The sequence below is a fragment of the Mesorhizobium loti genome (genome assembly GCF_003148495.1).
GTDB lineage: Bacteria > Pseudomonadota > Alphaproteobacteria > Rhizobiales > Rhizobiaceae > Mesorhizobium > Mesorhizobium loti.
This window is the reverse complement of the sequence record NZ_QGGH01000001.1, coordinates 1259254-1274217: the sequence shown is the minus strand read 5'-3', so window position 1 is coordinate 1274217 and position 14964 is coordinate 1259254. Positions and strand designations below refer to the sequence as shown.

The 14964-nt window shown below is 65.2% G+C and carries 15 protein-coding genes; 9 read left to right on the top strand and 6 right to left on the bottom strand.

Features of this window, described 5'->3' with window-relative positions:
* Window positions 1-3: 3 nt before the first annotated feature.
* The 4 genes from C8D77_RS06415 to C8D77_RS06400 all read right to left on the bottom strand — a co-directional run bounded on the left by C8D77_RS06415 (window position 4) and on the right by C8D77_RS06400 (window position 1909).
* Window positions 4-225: a DUF6500 family protein gene (locus C8D77_RS06415; protein WP_109660331.1), complete on the bottom strand. Its 222-nt coding sequence runs from the start codon at window positions 223-225 to the stop codon at window positions 4-6.
* A 52-nt stretch (window positions 226-277) separates the two neighbouring features.
* Complete coding sequence (locus C8D77_RS06410) at window positions 278-469, bottom strand: hypothetical protein (protein WP_027160878.1); 192 nt, start codon at window positions 467-469, stop codon at window positions 278-280.
* Between the two features lie 5 nt (window positions 470-474).
* A complete protein-coding gene (locus C8D77_RS06405) occupies window positions 475-723 on the bottom strand; it encodes a hypothetical protein (RefSeq protein WP_245462894.1) in 249 nt (82 codons plus the stop codon).
* Between the two features lie 121 nt (window positions 724-844).
* Window positions 845-1909, bottom strand: a complete 1065-nt coding sequence (locus C8D77_RS06400) for a sensor domain-containing diguanylate cyclase (protein ID WP_109660329.1) — start codon at window positions 1907-1909, stop codon at window positions 845-847.
* A gap of 305 nt (window positions 1910-2214) precedes the next feature.
* Here C8D77_RS06400 and C8D77_RS06395 point away from each other — a divergent pair, with 305 nt between their 5' ends.
* From C8D77_RS06395 to C8D77_RS06375, 5 genes are all read left to right on the top strand, one after another.
* Window positions 2215-3258, top strand: coding sequence for a LacI family DNA-binding transcriptional regulator (locus C8D77_RS06395; protein ID WP_109660327.1), 1044 nt, complete (start codon window positions 2215-2217; stop codon window positions 3256-3258).
* Window positions 3259-3322: 64 nt separating this feature from the next.
* Window positions 3323-4570: an ABC transporter substrate-binding protein gene (locus C8D77_RS06390; RefSeq protein ID WP_109660325.1), complete on the top strand. Its 1248-nt coding sequence runs from the start codon at window positions 3323-3325 to the stop codon at window positions 4568-4570.
* Between the two features lie 174 nt (window positions 4571-4744).
* Window positions 4745-5665 (top strand): carbohydrate ABC transporter permease, encoded by a 921-nt coding sequence (locus C8D77_RS06385; protein WP_109660323.1) that lies wholly within the window; start codon window positions 4745-4747, stop codon window positions 5663-5665.
* Window positions 5665-6522, top strand: coding sequence for a carbohydrate ABC transporter permease (locus tag C8D77_RS06380; RefSeq protein ID WP_109660321.1), 858 nt, complete (start codon window positions 5665-5667; stop codon window positions 6520-6522). Before C8D77_RS06385 ends, C8D77_RS06380 begins: the two co-directional genes overlap by 1 nt.
* Window positions 6523-6544: 22 nt before the next feature.
* A complete protein-coding gene (locus C8D77_RS06375) occupies window positions 6545-8497 on the top strand; it encodes a glycoside hydrolase family 127 protein (RefSeq protein ID WP_109660319.1) in 1953 nt (650 codons plus the stop codon).
* Here C8D77_RS06375 and C8D77_RS06370 read toward each other — a convergent pair.
* Together C8D77_RS06370 and C8D77_RS06365 are read right to left on the bottom strand one after the other, a co-directional pair.
* Window positions 8484-9206: a gamma-glutamylcyclotransferase gene (locus C8D77_RS06370; protein ID WP_109660317.1), complete on the bottom strand. Its 723-nt coding sequence runs from the start codon at window positions 9204-9206 to the stop codon at window positions 8484-8486. The two genes, C8D77_RS06375 and C8D77_RS06370, sit on opposite strands and share 14 nt — an antisense overlap.
* Window positions 9207-9336: 130 nt before the next feature.
* The gene (locus C8D77_RS06365) at window positions 9337-10191 is read right to left on the bottom strand and encodes a helix-turn-helix domain-containing protein (protein WP_245951649.1); all 855 of its coding nucleotides are present in this window, start codon (window positions 10189-10191) and stop codon (window positions 9337-9339) included.
* Between the two features lie 176 nt (window positions 10192-10367).
* On the opposite strand from C8D77_RS06365, the gene C8D77_RS06360 reads away from it, so the two are divergent.
* The 4 genes from C8D77_RS06360 to C8D77_RS06345 all read left to right on the top strand — a co-directional run bounded on the left by C8D77_RS06360 (window position 10368) and on the right by C8D77_RS06345 (window position 14964).
* Window positions 10368-11132 (top strand): phytanoyl-CoA dioxygenase family protein, encoded by a 765-nt coding sequence (locus tag C8D77_RS06360; protein WP_109661350.1) that lies wholly within the window; start codon window positions 10368-10370, stop codon window positions 11130-11132.
* A gap of 229 nt (window positions 11133-11361) precedes the next feature.
* Window positions 11362-12384 (top strand): ABC transporter permease, encoded by a 1023-nt coding sequence (locus C8D77_RS06355; RefSeq protein ID WP_109660313.1) that lies wholly within the window; start codon window positions 11362-11364, stop codon window positions 12382-12384.
* A gap of 45 nt (window positions 12385-12429) precedes the next feature.
* Entirely contained in the window at window positions 12430-13398 is a 969-nt protein-coding gene (locus C8D77_RS06350; RefSeq protein WP_109660311.1) for a sugar ABC transporter substrate-binding protein, read from the top strand.
* A gap of 54 nt (window positions 13399-13452) precedes the next feature.
* Entirely contained in the window at window positions 13453-14964 is a 1512-nt protein-coding gene (locus tag C8D77_RS06345) for a sugar ABC transporter ATP-binding protein (protein ID WP_109660309.1), read from the top strand.

Sequence of the window (14964 nt, the reverse complement as noted above, 5' to 3'; positions counted from 1 at the left end):
AGATTAAAGATCCATCTCCTCGACCATCGCGCGTATCTTCGCAGCCTTTTCAAAATGGTCGAGGCGGTGCGTTCTGATCCACCATTCGGCGGCTTCCATCAGGAGTTCGGGGTCGTCGTTCCTGTTGGCGAAAAACGCGTAGAACGACACGCCGACGCCGGCCCCCTTCTCGGAGATCTTGCGGTCGCAGACCTCCAGTATCTTCTGCTTCAGGCTGGCTCTCACGGGAATCCCTTGATTTGCGGTGCGGCAGGCTTCTGCCGGCGGCCGGTACGGATCAGGCCTTGCGCTCGGCCCGCTCGCGGCGTTTGACGTCGCGGACATTCATCTGCACGACCATGTCCTCGGCCTCACGCGGACCCATCCCGACCATCACCTTTTGCCGGACCACGGCAGGCTGGCCGGTGAAGACGTCGATGATGCTCCAGCTCTGGGGGAGCTCCATGCGCAGCGTGTAGCGGTTGGCCATGCCGGTCAGCCCTGCATCATGAAAAACACGGCGCCCAGGATCAGCACCGTCCAGGCGATGACCGACAGCTTCAGCATCATGCCGCCATGCGCGGCCACCAGCTCCCGCAGGCGCGACACGACACCCGCCGACGACGCCGGCGCCACCAGGGCGACAGGCGCCTTGAGGCCAAGTTTTCCAAAGACGGGCAGCAGCGACGGTTCACGCACGAAAATGACCTCGAATGTCGGGAAGAGCGGAGCAAGGACGCTCATGTCCCTTCCATAGCACTCTTTTCGCGAGCGCCCTGCATGCCAAATGCAAATGGGCGCCACCGACTGTGGAAGATGTGCGGGCCAGGTCGGCGAGGGCTGTAGAACAAACAGCCGCCAGATCTCACGCCGCGGCGCTGCGGCCTCTCACGCCGGCTTGCGCCTTGAAGATGCGGAACGTGTTGCGCCCTGCCGCCTTGGCGGCATAGAGCGCGGTGTCGGCCTGCGCGAACAGATCGCAGGGCGCGCCCGCTTCAGCGAATGCGATGCCGACCGAGGCGCCGAGCCCGAGCGACTGGCCACAGGCGGCGACCGGCTTGCCCATCGCCTCGATGATGCGGCGCGCCAGACCCGAGACCGCCCCACGATCGAGATGCGGCCCAACCAGCACCGCGAACTCGTCGCCGCCGACGCGGGCCACCAAATCGGCCTCGCCGCAGCCGGCGGCAAGCCGCTTTGCCGCTTCCTTCAGGCATTCGTCGCCGACGACATGGCCGAACGTATCGTTGACGGCCTTGAAGCCGTCGAGGTCGACCAGAAGCAGCGCGCCGAGCGGGCGGCCCTCGTCGGCATGCGCAAGCCGCGCCTGGAACCGGCCGCGATTGGCAAGCCCCGTCATGACGTCATATTCGGCGAGATAGCGCATCCGGTCCGACAGGATCTTCTCTTCGGTGATGTCCTGCTTCATGCCGAAGATGCGCACGGGAACGCCCTCCTCGCACTCGACGGTCGCGGTGATGCGGATCCAGCGGCTGCGGCCGGCGAAAGTGGTGATCTCGGCATCGAGATTGAAGCCGCTGCGCTCGGCGATCGCGCGGCCGCGCAACGTGTCCAGCGCCTTGCGCGACTCCGCCGGGTAGCACTTGATGATCTCCGAGCGATCGAGCACCGAGCCGCGCGGCAGGTCGAACAGATCATAGACCACATCGGTCCATGCCAGCTGCTCGCCGGGCAGGCTGCATTCCCAAACGCCGAGGCGCGCGGCGACCGAGGCGCGGTCGAAAATCTTGCGGCTGTGCGCCAGCGAAAGTTCCTGGCTGGCGATCAGTGCCGCCTGCGCCGCGAGTTCCGCCTTGAGCCGGGCGATGGTGGCCGCGTTACGGCGGCGTTCGTCGGCGCCTTGCAAGGCCGCCGTCACGCCGGCGCGAGGCCGCGCCGGGCCTTTCGGACTGTAGGGCGTATCGGACATGTCGAGGCTCTGCTGTCTTGGCGGGAGATCACCATGGCGCGCAAGCGATTAACACTTCACTGACAATCAGTGGTTCCTCGCCCCCACGGGAGTGGGAGAGAGGAACCCAAGCCTTGCTATCTCTGACCTTTCTCTCCACCAACGGAACTCCAACCCACTTTTCTCCTTGAACGACCTCCCGATCTGGCCTAGCCTTGACTTGAGAAAAGGTTTTTTCAAACAGTTCCGATCAGGCTTGGCCATGTGCCGGGTCTTTTTTCGGACCTTAAGAGAAAACCTTTTCCCAACTGAGGATTTTCGGCGCGATGCCATCGGACGATCAGCCAGGTCCGGTCTTTTCCAAGCCAGTCACCTTGCGTGACGTGGCGGCTGAAGCCCGCGTCAGCGTCGCCACCGCCTCGAAGGCGCTCAACGATCAGGGGCGCATGACGGCCGAGACGCGCGAACGCATCCGCGAGACGGCCCGGCGTCTCGGCTTTCGGCCCAACAGCCTAGCGCAGAGCCTGCTCAGGCGGCGCAGCTTCACCGTCGGCCTGCTCACCAACGATACTTATGGCCGCTTCTCGCTGCCGCTGATGTCGGGCATTTCGGACGCGCTGGTCGACAATGGCGTCTCGGTGTTCCTGTGCAATGTCGAGGAGGATCCGCGGCTGGGCCAGATGCATGTCGACGCCATGCTGGACAAGCGCGTCGACGGCATCATCGCCACCGGCAAGCGCATCGACCGCCATCTGCCAGTCGACCTCTCCAATCTGCGCGTCCCGGTGATCTATGCCTTCACGCAGCCCGATCCCGACGCCATTGCCTTCGTCTCGGACGATGCCGACGGCGCCCGACTGGCGGTCGAGCATCTGTGCCGGCTGGGCTGGAAGCGCATTGCGCATGTCACCGGGCCGGCGAGCTTCGCCGTGGTGCACGCCCGCGCCCAGGCTTACCGCGACGTGCTGATGGAAAACGGCCTGCCGGTCACCGAGCCGCTGCTCGGCTCCTGGTCGGAAGCCTGGGGTCACGAGGCGGTGGCGCAGCTGTTCGGCGGCAAGAGCGAGAGGCCGGATGCCGTCTTCTGCGGCAACGACCAGATCGCGCGTGGCGTCATCGATGCCTTGCGCGAGCGTGGCTTGAGCGTTCCCGGCGATGTCGGCGTCATCGGTTTCGACAATTGGGAGATCGTGGCCGAGGCGACACGCCCGCCGCTGACCTCTGTCGACATGAACCTGGTCGCACTCGGGCGCGAGGCCGGGCTGACCCTGCTTTCACTGGTCGGCGGCAAGCCCGCCGCGCCGGGCATTCGAAAACTGCCATGCCGGCTGGTGGTGCGGCAGTCATGCGGCCATCCGCTGGATGGCTGAAAACCAAAGCGCCGCGTGATCGGCGCCAAGCCGCGAAGCGCGGCCAACCCTGGAGGAGGAGAACATGAGGAATCTGATTGCCAAACTGGCCCTGGCCGCTGCCGTTCTGGGCAGCGGTCTCGGCACTGCCGCCGCCGAGACGGCCAACATCTGGGTGCGCGCCGACGGCTCGAATTTCATGCCGAGGATCGTCGATGCCTACAACAAGGGGCACACCAACCAGGTCAAGCTGGACATCATCCCCAATGCCGAGATCATCCCGAAATACGGTGCTGCGGCCGCCGGCGGCACCGCGCCCGACGCGCTTTCGCTCGACCTGATCTACACGCCCTCCTTCGCCGCCGCCGGCCAGTTGGAGGACATCACCGACTGGGCCAAGTCCCTGCCCTATTTCGCCAGCCTGTCGCCGGCGCATGTGAAGACCGGAACCTACAAGGACCACATTTACGGCCTGCCCTTCTCCGCCGACGCCTCGGTGCTGATCTGGAACAAGAAGCTGTTCAAGCAGGCTGGCCTAGACCCTGAAAAAGGCCCGGCCAACTGGGCCGAGATCGCGGCCGACGCCGAGAAGGTCAACGCACTCGGCGGCAACATCAAGGGCTTCTACTTCTCCGGCAATTGCGGCGGCTGCAACATCTTCACCTTCACGCCGCTGATCTGGGCATCTGGCGGCGACATTCTCTCGGAGGACGGCTCCAAGGCGACGCTGGACAGCCCGCAATTGCGCGGCGCCATCGATCTCTACCGCTCGATGGTCAAGAAGGATCTGGTGCCGGCAGGCGCGCAGACCGACACCGGCGCCAACTTCTTCGCCGCCTTCGCCGCCGGCAATATCGGCATCTCGCCGTCCGGCGCCTTCGCCATCGGCGCGCTCAACACCCAGTATCCCGATATCGACTACGGCGTCACCTTCCTGCCGGGCAAGGATAGCGGCTGGTCGTCCTTTGCCGGCGGCGACAATTTCGTCGTCACCAAGGGCACCACGAAACTGCCCGTGGTGAAGGAGTTCCTCGATTTCGCCTATTCGCTCGAGGGCCAGACGATCCTCGCCAAATACGGCAGCCTGCCGGTGCGCGGCGACATCGCCAAGGACGCGCTGAAGGATCTCGATCCACGCTACCAGATCGCCGCCGAGGCAATGGCCAAGGGCCGCACGCCCTATTCGGTGGTGTTCAACGACCTGATCAACTCCGCCAACGGGCCGTGGACGCAGATGATCAACGAGGTCTTCTTCGGCGACGATGTCGACGGCGCGATCGCCAATGCGCAGGAGACGATGCAGTCGATCATCGACCAGGCGCCGCAGAAATAAGCGCCAACCCCACCTCCCCCTCGAGGGGAGGTCGGACCGCAGGTCCGGGTGGGGACGTCTCGGCAGTGCTCGACGTTTCTTGATGTCGGCGCGCTGCAGAGACGACCCCACCCCCGGCCTTCGGCCGGACCCTCCCCTCAAGGGGGAGGGGGACGCAGCGCCAAGGGAACAGTCATGACCTCCATCGCAGCAACCACCGCCCCGCCCCGCGCCCGCAAAGTCGCCGGCCGCCGGCAGTGGATCGGCCTGCTTTATGTCGCGCCGGCTGTCGCGCTGGTCGTCGTCTTCTTCCTGATCCCGCTCGGCATGACGGCGTGGATGTCGCTGCACAACTGGCCCTTGATGGGCGAGCACTTCTATATCGGCCTCGGCAACTATGTCGCCATCCTGCGCGACACCAGGTTCTGGAACGCGCTGCGCTTCACCGCCTATTACACCGTGATCGTCACCATCGCGATCTTCGTGGTGGCGTTTCCGCTGGCGCTGTTCGTCGAACGGCCGCGGCCGCTGACCAATCTCTACCGGACCATGTTCTTCATGCCGGCGGTTGTCGGTTTCGCCTCGGCCAGTCTGCTCTGGTCGTGGCTCTTGAATGTCGATTCCGGCCTGTTCAGCCCGGCCGCCTACGACCTTGGCCTGATCGACAGGAAGTTCAACCTTCTGGCCACCTTCCAGCCGGCCTTCTGGTCGATCATCGCCATGGTCGTCTGGAAGGTCGCCGGCTTCACCATGATCATCCTGATGGCCGGCCTGCAGTCGATCCCGCAGGATCTGCAGGAGGCGGCCGTCATCGACGGCGCCGGGCCATTCGCCAGGTTCAGGGCGATCACCCTGCCGCTGATGCGCCGCACGCTGGCGCTGGCGCTGATCCTGTCGGTCGCCGGCTCGATCCTCGCCTTCGACCAGTTCTACATCATCCTGCGCGGCGGCCCGCGCAACCAGACGCTGACGGCGGTCTACTGGATCTTCAACCAGTCCTTCGTGTCGTTCAAGCTCGGCTATGGCGCGGCTTTGTCGATGGTGCTGCTCGTCGTCCTGGTGGCGCTCAGCCTCGTCCAGCTGTGGCTGCTGCGCAAGCCCGAGGGGCTCGACTGATGGCGCAGGCCGCCTCCCGCAACCGCCGGCTTCTGGCCCGCATCGGTGAGCATTCGACCGGCGTCATCGCCTCGGTGCTGTTTGCGGCGCCGATCGTGTGGGCGGTGCTGTCGGCGTTCAAGCCGGCGCAGGAAGCACGCCAGCCGCCGCTGCCGCCCTGGCCGACATCAGGCTTCTCGCTGGAGAACTATGCCACGCTCAACAGCTTCGGCGACGGGCTGTGGGTCTCGGCACAGAACAGCATCTACGTCTCGGTGATGACCGTGGTGCTGTCGGTCGCCGTCAGCGTGCTGGCCGGCTACGGCTTTTCGCGGTTCCGGTTTCCGTTCAAGGACCTGTTCTTCATCCTCATCCTGTCGACGATCATGATCCCGTTCCAGTCGATCCTGACGCCGATCTTCCTGGTGCTGACCAAGCTTGGCCTGCACAACACGCTGACCGGCCTCGTCGGCGTCTATGTGACGCTGCAACTGCCGTTCTCGATCTTCATGATGCGCAACGCCTTCGACGCGGTGCCGCGCGAGATCGAGGAAGCCGCCCGCATGGACGGCGCCAGCAATCTGACCATGCTTTTGAAGGTGATGCTGCCGCTGGTCTGGCCGGGCGTCGTCACCATCGCGCTGTTTGCCTTCCTCGGCGCCTGGAACGAATTCCTCGCCGCCCTCGTGCTGATGACCGACCAGTCCAAATTCACGCTGCCGGTGATGATGACCGCACTGCAATCGGGCCGCTTCGGCGCCATCGACTGGGGCGCGGTGCAGGCGGGCGTCACCGTGATGATGGTGCCGTGCCTCATCCTTTTCCTGGCCCTGCAGCGCTTCTACATCCGCGGCCTGATGGCCGGGGCCGTCAAATAGACAGACCGAATGGAGTAAGTTCATGACCGCATCGCCATCCGTAAAATCGGCCAAGCCAAAGCTCGCCTTCCGCCCGCTGCCGGTGCCGCAGGTCGACGTGCACGGCTTCTGGGGCGACCGCGCCGACGCGGTCGCCACGCGCACCGCCGACATCCTCTACGAGCGCTGCGTCGAGGCCCGCATGCTGGAGCAGATCGACCCGGACCGGCCCTCGCCCGGAATCGTCATCCCCTTCCATGTCAATGACGGCTTCACCGCCCGCACCGTGACGACGCAGATGTTCTGGGATTCCGACTGGGGCAAGACCATCGAAACCGCGGCCTATTCGCTCTACCGGCGCAAGAACCCGGAACTGGAGAAGAAGATCGATGCCGTCATCGACATGTATGAGAAGCTGCAGCAGGAAGACGGCTATCTCTCCAGCTGGTACCAGCGCATCCAGCCCGGCCTGCGTTGGACCAATCTGCGCGACTGCCACGAGCTCTATTGCGCCGGCCATCTGATCGAAGGCGCGGTCGCCTACTACCAGGCCACCGGAAAACGCAAGCTGCTCGATGTGATGTGTCGCTTCGTCGACCATATCGCCACGGTGCTGGGGCCGCAGCCCGGCCAGAAACATGGCTATTGCGGCCATGAGGAAATCGAGTTGGCGCTGGTCAAGCTGGCACGGGTGACAGGCGAGCGGAAATACATGGAGCTGGCGAAATACTTCATCGACGAGCGCGGCCGGCAGCCGCATTATTTCGACGAGGAGGCCCGCGCCCGCGGCGCCGATCCGAAGGATTTCCACTTCAAGACCTATGAGTATAACCAGTCGCACAAGCCGGTGCGCGAGCAGGACAAGGTGGTCGGCCACGCGGTCAGGGCGATGTACCTCTATTCGGGCATGGCCGACATCGCCACCGAGTATGGCGACGACACGCTGCGGACAGCACTCGACCTTCTGTGGGACGATCTCACCACCAAGAGCCTCTACATCACCGGTGGGCTCGGGCCGTCGGCTGACAATGAGGGGTTCACCAGCGACTACGACCTGCCCAACGAGAGCGCCTATGCCGAGACATGCGCCGCGGTCGGGCTGGTGTTCTGGGCCAGCCGCATGCTCGGCATGGGACCGAACGCGCGCTACGCCGACATGATGGAACGCGCCCTCTACAATGGCTCGATCTCGGGCCTGTCGCTCGACGGCTCGCTGTTCTTCTACGAGAATCCGCTGGAAAGCCGGGGCGCCCACAACCGCTGGAAATGGCACCGCTGCCCCTGCTGCCCGCCCAATATCGGGCGCATGGTCGCCTCGATCGGCAGCTATTTCTACAGCTTGGCCGACGATGCGCTGGCCGTCCATCTCTATGGCGACTCGACCGCCCGCTTCGACATATCAGGCATCCCGGTCAGCCTTGCCCAGGCGAGCCGCTATCCCTGGGACGGCGCCGTCGAGATCACGGTTGAACCACAGGCGCCGGTCGAGTTCACGCTGCACCTGCGCATCCCGGCCTGGAGCGCCGCCGCCGAGCTGAATATCAATGGCGAGGCGGTCAAGCTGGCTGAAATCACCAGCGACGGCTATGCCGCGATCCGGCGGACATGGAAAAAGGGCGACCAGGTGCGGCTCGATCTCGAAATGCCGATCGAGCGGCTCTATGCCAATCCGCAGGTGCGCCAGGATGCCGGCCGCGTCGCGCTGTCGCGCGGTCCGCTGATCTACTGCGTCGAGGCATCAGACAATGACAGCCAGCTGCATCGCGTGTCCCTGCCGAGGACGGCCAGCGTCGAAGCACGGCACCGGCCGGAGCTTCTCGGCGGTGTGGTGACGCTGTCGGCCACAGCACTTGCCGACGCCGCCGACGGTTGGCAAAGCGGGCTCTACAGGCCCGAGCCGCCGGCCACCGCCGAGACGCGTCTGACCGCCATTCCCTACTTCGCCTGGGACAACCGCGAGCCCGGCGAAATGCTGGTATGGCTCAGGGACGGGTGAACGACAGGCGTCCGATCTCCTCGGCCACCAGCGCCTGCAGCTGCCACAGATTGCGGTCGCGGATGCCGCAGGCTTCGAGGTGGCGGATGGTCTCGAACAGATATTCGGCACCCGAGCCCCAATGGCCGACGGCTGTCGCGAGCGTCGCCGCGATCGCCTGCTTGTCGAGCTTGCCGGCATAGCGCGGATTGGCCGGATCGACGACGAAGCCGAGCGCGCGGCATGAGCCGCCTGCGGTCCTGACCTGCAGCCAGCGCGGCACGTTGACGGCCGGCAGGATGGTCATCTCGCGGCGCAGCAGCGCTTCGAGATTGGCCGCCACCGGCTCGGCGATCTCGAACACCATGCCCTGGCACTGGCCGCCGCGATCGAGCGCCATCATCAGGCCGGGCTGCTCGACGGTGCCGCGAAAACGCTGCACCGTGAAGCAGAACGAACGGTGCCAGCCGGTCGCCACCGCGCGTTCGCCGCCGCTCACCTCGCCTGCGGGTTTCCACAGCAGCGAGCCATAGGCAAACAATTTCAGCGGCCCGGCTGGAGCCGTGGCCAGCACTTCGTCGCGGATGCGCGCATAGTCCGCATCGGTCATGTAAACCATGCCCGGCGTCGGCCCGGCATCCTCTACCGCGCGCATGGTGCGGGCAACGAGGTCCGCGGTCAGAGCCATCGGCGCCTTGCGTGGTGGTGCGGTGGAAATCGGCTTGTTCATTCTTGCGCCTCGGGCATCGTCGCCATGTTGCTCAAGGCAAGGAGATTCTCAAGGGACGGCCGGACACGCGGACTCAAAATCTGAACAGCCACGCCCAACCGCCTGAAAGGATTCGTAAGTATCGACTATCCTAACGCCCCGGCGCCGCACTCAGTTCGCTGCGCCGCCAGGCGGCCGGCGAGATGCCGACCGAGCGCTTGAACTCGCGCCCGAAATGATAGACGTCGCAGAAGCCGCAGGCCTCGGCCACTTCGGCCAGCGGCTGGTCGCCCTGCACCAGCAGCGACTGCGCCTGCATCAGCCGCTCGCGCATCAGCCATTGGTGCGGGCTGGTGCGCAGATGTTTCTGGAACAGCCGCCTTATCTGCGAGGCGCCGAGGCCGGTGACGGTGGCGAGGTCCGGCGCCGTCCAGGCGGAGCCGGGCTCGGCGCGCATGGCGTCGAGTGCGGCGGCAAGCGGCTTCGGCAGATCGTCATTGCCGGCGCCGTTCACCGCACGGTCGACCAGAAGCAGGAATTCGGCGACCAGCTGGTTGAGGCGCAGGTCGAGCCCGGCGTCGCGCCGCCGCAACGCCGCGAACAGCCGCTCGAACCATGGCGCCGGGCCGGTGCCTTCCGTGAACACGGTCCGCAATATCCCTTCGCCGAACAGTTTGCGCCGCAGGATGGCCGGATCGGGCCCGTCGAGCCTGAACCAGAGCAAGGTCCAGGGATCGGCCGGATCGGCCGCGTGCACATGCGGCGCCTCGTTTGCCATCCACACCAGCTGGTTGGCGCGCACCTCCAGCCTCTGCCCCAGCGTCTCCACGAAACCCCGGCCCGAAAGGCAATAGAGGATGTCCTGGCCGGGATAGACGGGCCGTTCGATGCGGTAGTCGGGCGCCGCGGCGACCTTGCCGGCGCGCAGCACGCTGAACGCCGTGCGTGTCCATCCGGCCGCCGGCACATAGTGGAAACTCTCGAAAACCGACGTCTTTGCCATCATGCGCGTTTTATACAAAACGAGTGGCTTGCTGTCCATTTTGTTCGCTGCCCGGCGTCGCTATGGTCGATCTCAAGAGGACGGGATTTCGGCGGGTAGTGGCCGGATCCCCCAAGTTTTGCGGGCTTTCCAGGCGCCTTGCGCCAGCGGCGGCCCCGATGGACCAGGGAGGCAAGACGATGTTGGCGATGACCAAGCAGGAAACCGAGCTCTACGCCCGTGACGGGTACATTATCCGCAGGGGACTGCTGAGCGTCGCGGAAGTGGAGGATTTCCGAGACCACGCCCGCAAGCAGCTCGAAGCGGAAAACAAGAGCGGCGCCGTGATGGCCAAGGGCGACAAGGAAGGCAAGACCACCCTTTTGAAGATGTGGACCAAGGCCGAGGACGACAAATACGGTCTTCTCGCCCGCGACGAACGCATGGTCGATCTGGCCGAGGCCGCCGTCGGCAAGCCGATCTACCTCTACAGCCACAAGATGACGATGAAGCAGCCCAATGAGGGCGGCGCCTGGGAATGGCACCAGGATTTCGGCTACTGGTACAATTACGGCTGCCTGGCGCCCGAGATGATGAGCATCTATGTCGCGCTCGACAAGGCGACCCGCGAGAACGGCTGCCTGCAGGTGCTGAAAGGCACGCACAAGCTCGGCCGTCTCAACCATATCAGAGAAAACGACCAGACCAATGTCGAGCAGGAACACCTGGACGCGGCGCTGAAGCGCTTCGAGCACATCTATGTCGAGATGGAAGCCGGCGATGCGCTGATCTTCGACGGCAATCTGCTGCACCGCTCCGATGCCAACCGTTCGGACACCTATCGCTGGGGCTACATCTGTTCCTACAACGCCGTCGAGAACGCGCCGTTCAAGAAGGTGCGCGACTACGGAAATTTTGACGAGATGCACAAGGTGCCGGCCGGCTCCTTCCGCAAGGCGTCCTGACGCTGCAAATACAGGGTGTGGCGGTCAGCCCACGCCCGGCCATGATCCAGGGAGCCGCAACCGGACTCCCGAAAAATCATGGCGGAACAGGGAGATAGAGCCTGATCCTGAATCAGTTCGGGACCGGCTCCAAGGCAACGGCCCGCGCACGAGCTCGGCTCGGGTCGATGAAACGGAGGAGTGGCCACGCTGGTGAGGACCGGCGGGCCACGCGCAGGGAGGATGCTGTATGGCCGATGCGGTCAGGACCGGCGCGCGCGCGCCAGCCACGGACCGATTCACGATGGCGCGGCTGTTGCGGGCGCGCGAGGCAGGCGTGTTCATCGCGCTGCTCGTGCTGTGCCTGTTTTTGTCCTTCGCCACCGATGGATTCCTGACATCGCTGAACCTGCTCAATGTCGGGCGCCAGATCTCCTTGCTCGGGATCATGGCGGTCGGCATGACGTTCGTGCTGATCGCCGGCGAGGTCGACCTGTCGGTCGGCTCGACCTACGCATTCTCCGGCCTCGCCACAGGTATGCTGATCATTGCCGGCTGGACGCTGCTGCCGGCGATCGGCGTCGGCTTGCTGACCGGCGTCGCCATCGGCCTCATCAACGGCGTGCTTTCCACCTATGGCCGCCTGCCCTCGCTGATCGCCACGCTCGGCATGCTCTCCATCGTGCGTGGTGCGGCCCTCATCCTGACCAACGGCCAGCCGGTGACGGTCAACGCCCGCAACGGCGCGTTGCCGGAAGTGCTGCCGACCTTCTCCTTCATCGGCCAGGGCTACCTGTTCACCATCATCCCGATGCAGCTGGTGTTCTTCGTCATCGTCGCGGTGCTGGCCTGGATTGTGCTGTCCTTCTCCAATTTCGGCTTCCGCGTCTATGCCGTCGGCGGCAGCGCCAAGGCCGCGCGGGTCTCCGGCATCTCCGTCAACAAGGTCAAGATATCAGCCTTCATCCTGATGGGCGTGCTCGCCGCGCTTGCCGGCATTCTGGGCCTCGCCTTCCTGCCCTCCAGCCAGGCCGGACGCACCGGGCTCGGCCTGGAGCTCGACGTCATCGCCGCCACCATCGTCGGCGGCGCCTCGCTGTCGGGCGGCGAAGGCACCATCCTCGGCACCATTCTGGGCGTGCTGATCATCGGCGTCATGCGCAACGGGCTGGTGCTGCTGGGCGTATCGCCCTTCGTGCAGGAACTGATGATCGGCCTGGTCATCATCATCGCGGTCGGCATCGACAAATGGAGCACGCGCCGGACGGGTTAAGTGCAGAAAACAGAAGCAACCAGAACCAAAAAGGGAGGACTATCCATGAACATCAGACACGTCATTCTCGCAGCCACGCTCAGCCTGCTTCCGCTGTCGGCGCATGCCGAATCCAAGCTCGCCGATTTTACGCTGGCGCCGCGCATCAAGGCCAAGATCGACGCCGGGCAGCCGCTCGACATCTACGTTTCCTACCATGACGTCTCCAACGAATTCGCGCCGTTCATGAAGGCCGGCGTCGAGCGCGCCGCCAAGGAGGACAAGGTCGGCGCCCAGTTCATCGGCCCCGTCGGCGCCGATGCCGACGGCCAGATCTCGGAGATCGAGACACTGATGGGCAAGATGGACGGGCTGGCGATCTCTTCCGTCTCCACCGACGCGCTGGCGCCGGTGATCGACCGCGTCATCGCTGCCGGCATCCCGGTCGTCACCTTCAACACCGACAATCCGGAGAGCAAGCGCCTCGCCTTCGCTGGCCAGGATCTCGTCCAGTCCGGCCGCGAGGCCGGCAAGCTGATGGCCAAGGTGCTGGGCGGCAAGGGCAAGGTGATGATCACCACCATCGACGCCGCCGCGCAGTGGTCGCTCGACCGCGAGAAGGGCGCGCGTGAGGCGCTGAAGGCCGAATCCGGCATCGAGGTGGTCTCGACGCTCAACACCGGCACCGACCCGCAGAAGATCTATGCGGCGATCGAGAACGCCATGCTCGCCAATCCCTCGATATCAGGCGTCTTGTCGCTCGAATGCTGCTCGACGCCCGCCGCCGGCACGTGGGTCGAACGCAACAAGGCCGCAGACAAGGTCAAGGTGGTCGGCTTCGACCTGCTCGACCAGACGGTGCAGCTTGTCCAGGACGGCAATGTCAATGCCACGATCGACCAGGCGCCGGAGAAGCAGGGCTTTGCCGCGGTCGACCTGATCGTCCAATTCCTCAAGGGCCAGCCGATCAACAATGTCGACACCGGCGTCGGCATCTACACCAAGGAAAACATCGCCGAGGTGGCCAAGAAGTAACAAGCAAGCCGAGCAGGTTTGCCGATCCGGCAGACCTGCTCGGCCAGCCAGCCAATGACAGAGCAACAGACCCCCATCGTCGAAATCTCCGGGCTGACCAAGCGGTTCCCCGGCGTGCTGGCGCTCGACCGCATTTCCGTCGGCTTCCGCGCCGGCGAGGTGCACGCCGTCATCGGCGAGAACGGCGCCGGCAAATCGACGCTGATGAACATCCTGGCCGGCGACCTGCAACCGGACGGCGGCGAAATCCGCATCGACGGCAGCCGCGCCACCATTGCCTCGCCGCTGGCCAGCCGCGCCGCCGGCATCACCGTGGTCTACCAGGAACTGGCGCTCTGCCCGACGCTGACCATCGCCGAGAACATCATGATGTCGGACATGGCGGCGCGCTCGTCGCTGTCCTTCGTGCCGCGCGACCAGATGCGGCGCGAGGCGCGCGCGGCACTGACCCGGCTCGGCATGGGCGCGCTCGATCCCGACACGAAAGTGTCGCGCCTGTCGGTGGCCGAGATGCAGCTGGTCGAGATCGCTGGCGCCATCCGCCAGCGCGCCCGCGTGCTGGTGCTCGACGAACCCAATTCGGCGCTGTCCAAGCGTGAGAGCGAACGGCTGTTCGAAATCGTCAGGCAGTTGCGCGGCGAAGACGTCACCGTCATCTACGTCTCGCATCATCTGAAGGAAGTGCTCGACCTTGCCGACCGCATCACCGTGATGCGCGACGGCCGCACCATCGAGACCATCGACAATGACGGCGTGTCGGAAGACCGGCTGATCCGCGCCATGGTCGGCCGCGACCTCGACACGGCGGCGCAATGGTCGCTGCAACCGGAAGCGCGGTCGGATGAGGCGGCAATCGTGCTGTCTGTCGACAAGCTGACCGCGCCGGGGCTGGACAGGCTGAGCTTTCATGCCCGCGCCGGCGAAATCCTCGGCATTGGCGGCCTGCCGGATTCCGGCAAGGACATGCTGGGCGAGGCGCTGTTCGGCCTGTGCCAGCGCAGCGGCCGCGTCACCATAGACGGCAAGGAATTGCGCGCCGCCGACCCGCAGGCCTCGATCCGCAACGGCATGGCATTGGTGCCGGCCGACCGCCGCGGCGCCGGTGCGCTGTTGTCGATGAGCGTCGCCAACAATGTCGTCTCGGCCTCGCTGCCGCGCTTCTCGATGGCCGGCTTCATGCGGCGTGGTGCCGTGCGCCGCGAGGCCCGCGCGCAGGTCGCCCGGCTCGACGCGCGCATTTCACATCTCGGTCAAAAGCTGGCGACCTTGTCGGGCGGCAACCAGCAGAAGATCATCCTTGGGCGCAGCCTGGTCACCAACCCGCGCGTGCTGGTGCTGCACGAGCCGACGCGCGGCGTCGATGTCGGCGCCAAGGCCGAGATCTACGCCATCCTGCGCGGCATCGCCGGCGAAGGCGTGGCTGTGGTGATGATCTCGTCGGAGATTCCCGAATTGATCATGAACGCCGAACGCGTTCTGGTGCTGCGCAATGGTGGCATATCGGGCGAGCTGACCGGAGCCGGCATCAACGAGGAAGCGATCCTGGCACGCGCCATGGCGTCCTGA